Source organism: Kitasatospora sp. NPDC127111 (assembly GCF_042677465.1).
GTDB lineage: Bacteria > Actinomycetota > Actinomycetes > Streptomycetales > Streptomycetaceae > Kitasatospora.
The window spans coordinates 1-5389 of record NZ_JBHXTG010000153.1 but is presented as its reverse complement, the minus strand read 5'-3'; the positions used below and the strand labels follow the sequence as shown (position 1 = coordinate 5389).

Genomic DNA, 5389 nt, shown 5'->3' with positions numbered 1-5389 from the left:
TCAGCGTGAGCGCCAACGCCGTCACCCGCGGCAAGCCCGCCCAGAAGAATTCGGTCGCAACTGTGACGATGGCCAAGGTCGTCGCGAGCGGCGAGGGAGCGTACGTCCTGCCCAAGGACGGCTCCGGGGTGTACCAGTGGAGCCCCGGCCGGGTCGCGTGGAGGAAGGTCGGCGGCCCCGCCAAAAACCTCTACGCCGGCATGGACACCGTGTACGCCACGAACCCGGACACCGGTGATGTCTGGCGGTACAACGGCAAGCCCAACGACTGGACCCGAATCAGCGGTCCCGTCGCCGACCTCGCCGCCACGAACAAGCACCTCTACAAGATCCCGGCCGACCGCTCCGGCGTGTGGGAGTACACCGGGCCCGGTGACAAGTGGCGCCCGGTCGGCGGCCCCGCCGCCCACCTCTACGCCTACACCGGCAAGACCAAGGCCATGAAGAACGCCGAGAAGCAGCGGGGCGGTGCTCAGGGTCTGCTGACCGACAGCCCCCTGTTCGCCACCGACCCCGCCAGCGGCAACATCGCCCACTACCTCGGCGGCCCCGACAAGTGGAGCGTCATCGGCCAGCCCGGCGCCGAGTTCGCCGTCACCGACGAGACCCTCTACGGCCTGTCCCCCGACCACTCCGGCATCTGGCAGTGGAACGGCAAGGACGGCAAGGCCAGTAACTGGGCCAACGTCCGCACCGAGCGCACCGAGCACATCATCGCCTCCGACACCCTCTTCGCCATCAACCCCGGCACCGGCGACATCGCCAAGCACAACGGCAACGGCAACTGGGCCAAGATCGGCGGCCCCGCCACCGCCTTCGCCACCTCCGGCGGCCAGCTCTACCGCCTCTCCCCCGACGGAACCGGCCTATACCGCTACACCTGGGACAAGCAGAACAACTGGGCCGCCGCCGGCGCACCCGCTGCCCCAGCGACCCAGGCGGAGAAGATCGCTGCCCTCGACCGGATGGTGCAGGTGGGACCGGCCGCAGCAGACGAGTACTACAAGGCTCTCGGCGACCACCGCCAGGGACGCCCCGACCGCTACGAGTTCAACTGGTCGACGAACATCTGCAACTCCCCCGCACCGAACACACCCGCCGGCTTCGACTTCACCCAGGCCTGCGTCCGCCACGACTTCGGCTACCGCAACTACCGGGAACTGCTCGGCGAAGGCGGCTTCCGCTTCAACGGCCGCACCGGCCTCGGACTCTCCCCCAAGGACCGGGTCGACCAGGTCTTTCTCCAGGACTTGAACGAGGTCTGCGACGCCCCGTCCTGGCCCGTCCAACGCACCACGCCCGAGCGCGACGCCTGCCACAAGTTCGCCAAGACCTACTGGGGAGGCGTGGTCGCCCGCGGCTGACCCACACATCACGGTGGCCGCTGCCCGGAGCACGGTACTGACCCCGATCCCCGGCGGTCCGGCCGACTCTGGGCACGGTACGGGCGCTCAGACGTACAGGTAGCGGTCCACCAGGCGCAGCAGCGCCTGGGTGTTGAGCAGGGCAGCAAAGGCGAACTCGCCGCGGTAGGTGCGAGTGGAGGCCTTGTGTGCGCTCAGGTGCCGGTTGAAGGTGTGCTGGCGGTCAACATCGTTCAGGAAGACGTTTTTCATCGCGGTGACCAGTAGGACGGCCGACAGCCTTCGCAGTTGGGAGTTGCCTGTGTAGGCGCCAAGTACTCCGGTGATCACCTTGTGGCTGCCGGTCTTCGGGTCCGGCGGGAAGGTGCCCTGGGGGAAGTAGCTGCGCAGCCAGGCGCGGCCGTGGGCGGTCATGAGAGTGTCCAGCACGTTGCCCAGCAGGGCCTGCGCCGGGGCAGCACGGCAGCGGGGGGCCACTCCCGCAGCGGCGTCTCCAAGGCGGCGGAGACGTCCTCGCGCAGGGGAGCGGCGCTGCCGTCGCGGCAGGGTAGAGGGTCCACGGAATCGTCAGTTCGTCACCGTAGAGGCTCAGCCTGCTGTTCGGCACCGGCATTTGACACCGACCTGCCAACGCGCGTTCAGTCGGCGGAGTCCTGTTAGGCCTACCGCCGCTCGGCGATCGCATCCGCCTGGACGTCCGGGCGCGCCCGAACCGCGGGGTGCGAGCCGAACTCCCGCGGCCGATCTGGTGAAACCTGCTCGGTCACAGCACCTTAGGTATGGACGGCCGCCGCCCCCAATATCCCTGGGGACGGCGGCCGGAGGCGTCTCCGAGTCTGGTTGTGACTAGCGGCTGGTGAGCCACCAGGTGAGCAGGGTGAACACACCTGCGCCGGCCCCGTATCCAAGACCGCGGGCAGTGTGCATCATCGCGGTTCGGAGCAGCCGCTTGCGGTGGCGACGCCTGTCGCACGGGCGGCAGTCACATACGCCTGCGATGACGACGGCACGGGTGCGATCAACTCGTTCGCAGGCCCGGTCCCGGCGGAGCTGGTGGTGGTGCATTCTGGTCACGGTGACCTCCTCGCTTGTAGGTGGGGAGTTGTCTGGCCCGCCGCTCTGTTGGCCTAGGAACCGGGGCGGCGGGCCCATGTGGACTACAGGTCCTTGGACCGACGCTGCTCCCGCTCCCGATCGAGCCTGTGCGGCAGCTCGATCGGCAAGCCGCGAAGAACCCCGACGGTCGCCGCGAGGGGGACGGTGAGGTGCACGCTGAGACGTCCGGCGATCGTGAGAGCGACCAGGGCGGCGATCACGGAGCCCGCCACGGCGTTGGCGAGCGCGGAAGTGGACGCTGCGGCCTTGAGGACCAGCCCGAGGAGATCCAGCCCCGGCCAGCCGCGAGACGACTGGACGGGAGCCCAAGTGGTGCGCGCCCGCTTCCTGCCGGAGCGAGCATGGGCTTCGGCCTTGGTTTCGGCCGCCGCCCGGGCCTGAAGTGTGCTCAGGCGCTTGGCGGCCTGCGGTTCGTCCTCGCTGTAGGCGCTCTGGAGTGCGTTGTAGGTGTTCGTCAGGGTGTCGGTGATCTGTCCCGAGTGGTCCAGCGGGTGGTCGTGCCTCATGCCGTCGCCTTCTTCTCCAGGTAGGCCAGGACCGTCTCCGGCTTGTTCTGGTCCTTGTCGATGATCTTGCGAAGCTTCGCGCTCGCGCGGGACAGGCGAGCGCGAAGCGCGCTCGGCTTGATGTCCAGGACCCTCGCGGCCTCTTCCCGGTCCATCCGCGCCACGTGGACGAGGACGAACACCTCGCGCAACTTCTGCGGAAGCCGGTTGACGAGGCTCAGGACGTATCGCTCGCCCTCGCGCAGTTCGAGGGCTTCCGCCGGCCCCGTCGTGTGGGCGAGCGAGGAGTAGGCGGCGGCGCCGACGGCATCGGGAAGGTCGGCAGGCTCCACCGGATATCCCCACAAACGGCGGCGGCGCTTTCGGTGGTAGTCGCGGGCCCCGTTGAAGGCGGCCGTGAGCAGGTACCTCGACGGGTGGGGCACCGGTCCCTCCCGCTGCGCTTTGAAGAGCGCGACGAACGCGTCGTCGGTCACGGCTTCGCTGTCCAGTCCATGATCGCCGTACAGCAGTTCAACCCGAGCCCTGACGATCGGGTACCACTTCCTGAAGAAGTCCTCTGGCGAGCAGAGAGCGTCTTCCTCCATGAGTCATTGCCTCTTCGCTCTACGGGGCCCGCAGGCCGATCGTGTCTACAGAGCGTTAGGCGCCCGAACGAGCATCAGCGTTACATCCACCGCGCAGGAAGCACTGTCAGGCACCAGGGGTTCAGTAGCTGCGGTCCGAATCGACCAACAACCACGTCCCCCGCAACACCCTGTACCGCCGGCCACGCCAGGGCGGCGCCCAACGTGCCTTCCGGCCGCCTCTCGACGGCGGCGCTTGGTCCGCCCCGTACGCCCGGCCCCTCATCAGCGCGCCGTCGTCCCTGCCCGTCGTCATCCCAACCGCCCCCGACACCGCGACCCGGCGGCCAGGCCCGGCGTCTGCGGCGATCGGGGCGGCTGCGACAGGTGATCTTCAACTTGCCCTAGGCTTGCGGGAGTTCCCGGTGGGGAGCCTGCTGCCGGGACTTCGTGCTTTCCGGAGGGCGAAAAATCTTGCGATACGTGCGGTTGCTGCGACGGGGCCCGGTTCTTCTCTTGTGGGGCGCGCAGACGGCGTCGGTGTTCGGTGACCGGCTGTACGCGCTGGCGGTGATGTGGCTGGCGTGGCAGAGATCCGGCGGCGCGGCGATGGGTCTGGTGGCCGTTGCGGAGTCGGTGCCGTACATCGTGCTCGGGACGGTCGGCGGGCGGGTGATGGAGCGGTTCACGACGCTGCGCGCGCTCGCGGTGGTGGACGTGGCGCGGATGGTGCTGGTCGCCGGGCTGCCGTGGACGTGGGAGGTGTTCGGCACGCCGGGGCTGCTGGTGTCGGCCGGCCTGCTGGGGGTCGGCGGGGCGTTGTTCGATCCGAATCTCGGGGCGTTGGTGCCGGACCTGGTGCGGCCGGGTGAGGTGCAGGCCGTGAACGGGTTGATGGACTTGACCGCTCGGATCGCGCGGGTCGCCGGCCCCGCCTCGGCCGGGGTGCTGCTCGCGGTGATGCCGATGGACGGGCTGTTCTGGTTGGACGCGGGCACGTTCGCGCTGTCCGCTGTCGCACTGGCCGCCCTGGGGGCCGGGACTGGGCGCCCCCGGGAGGCCGCCCCGGCCGGTGCCACGGCCGCGCCGGTGCTGGTGCCGCGGGCCCGTGCCCTGGTGCGCACGCATCCGGAGACCGGGGTGGTGCTGGCGGTTCACGGGATCGCGATCTTCGCGGGTGCGGTGTCGATCGTGATACCGGCGCTTGTGGCGGTGCGGCTCGGCGGTGGGGTCGGCACCTACGGTGTGATGCTGGCCGCCACGGGGGCCGGGTCGATCGTCGGGAACGCGGTGGCCGGGAACGTCCGACTGCCGCGGTCTCTGCCGGCGTTCTACTGCGCCGCGTGGTCCGTCTCCGGGGTGCTGATGGCGGTGACCGGGTCGGTCAGCACGGTCGCCGAGCTGGTGGCGGTGTCGGCCGCGTACGGGACCGTCCCACCGTTCCTGGCGGTTGCCCTGTCCACGCACCTGGCGCAGTTCCCTCCGGCCGCCCGGCGCCGACTGCTCACGGTCGACCAGACGCTCATCCGGACCATGGGCACACTCGCCATGGTGGGACTCCCGGCCCTGGCCGCGGCCCATCCGAGGGCCGGGTTCACCGCCGGCGGCCTGGCCACGGCTGTGGCGGGTCTCGCCGGGTGCGCCGTGGTGGTGTGGTGGGCGAGGACCCGCACTCCGTTGCCGGAAGCGGAGCCGGCGCCCGTGGGCGTGGCCGGCTGAAGATGTACGAAGGGCCGGACTCCCCCTTGCGTTCTAGGAGTCGTTGCAACACCCCAGTTCAGGGGATGCATTGGACTTCGAGATCCGTGAGGACCGGACGGCTCAGGGGCCTGTGAAG

Annotated in this window: 5 protein-coding genes; 2 read left to right on the top strand and 3 right to left on the bottom strand. The window is 69.8% G+C overall.

Going from position 1 to position 5389, the window contains the following annotated elements:
* On the top strand, positions 1-1364 hold a 1364-nt coding region (locus ACFVHB_RS39805; RefSeq protein ID WP_380332839.1), incomplete at its 5' end, for a phospholipase A2.
* Between the two features lie 87 nt (positions 1365-1451).
* Here the strand turns inward: ACFVHB_RS39805 and ACFVHB_RS39800 are convergent.
* From ACFVHB_RS39800 to ACFVHB_RS39790, 3 genes are all read right to left on the bottom strand, one after another.
* Positions 1452-1793, bottom strand: coding sequence for a hypothetical protein (locus ACFVHB_RS39800; protein WP_380332837.1), 342 nt, complete (start codon positions 1791-1793; stop codon positions 1452-1454).
* A 728-nt stretch (positions 1794-2521) separates the two neighbouring features.
* On the bottom strand, positions 2522-2986 hold the full coding sequence (locus ACFVHB_RS39795; protein WP_380332835.1) for a hypothetical protein: 465 nt from the start codon (positions 2984-2986) through the stop codon (positions 2522-2524).
* The gene (locus ACFVHB_RS39790; protein ID WP_380332833.1) at positions 2983-3573 is read right to left on the bottom strand and encodes an RNA polymerase sigma factor; all 591 of its coding nucleotides are present in this window, start codon (positions 3571-3573) and stop codon (positions 2983-2985) included. Before ACFVHB_RS39790 ends, ACFVHB_RS39795 begins: the two co-directional genes overlap by 4 nt.
* Positions 3574-4002: 429 nt before the next feature.
* Between ACFVHB_RS39790 and ACFVHB_RS39785 the strand changes: the two genes are divergently transcribed.
* Positions 4003-5271: an MFS transporter gene (locus tag ACFVHB_RS39785; protein ID WP_380332831.1), complete on the top strand. Its 1269-nt coding sequence runs from the start codon at positions 4003-4005 to the stop codon at positions 5269-5271.
* Positions 5272-5389: the final 118 nt, after the last annotated feature.